The organism is Pseudoalteromonas sp. T1lg76 (assembly GCF_002964725.1).
Taxonomy (GTDB): domain Bacteria; phylum Pseudomonadota; class Gammaproteobacteria; order Enterobacterales; family Alteromonadaceae; genus Pseudoalteromonas.
Map to the genome: position 1 here is coordinate 1 of NZ_PQCE01000073.1, position 287 is coordinate 287.

Genomic DNA, 287 nt, shown 5'->3' on the forward strand with positions numbered 1-287 from the left:
TTACCGCTCGACTTGCATGTGTTAGGCCTGCCGCCAGCGTTCAATCTGAGCCATGATCAAACTCTTCAATTAAAAGTTTTTTGTTCCCACCCATAAAGAGTGAAGAACGGCGCTCATTGAATTCTGATTTTGATTTCTCTTATAAAAGAAAAATCGAATTGACTGTGCTGAATAACTTCTCTTATAAAGAGAGATTATTCCGTTGGTCACTCAGTTCAATTGAGACTCTAAATTTGTTTGCGTCATCTAGCGAACTAGAATCTGCTGTTAGAACTCAACCTGTACGA

1 rRNA gene is annotated in these 287 nt (G+C 39.0%); it reads right to left on the reverse strand.

The features are described from left to right. Positions 1 to 72 (reverse strand): 16S ribosomal RNA (locus C2M35_RS15235); the annotation flags it as partial. Positions 73 to 287: the final 215 nt, after the last annotated feature.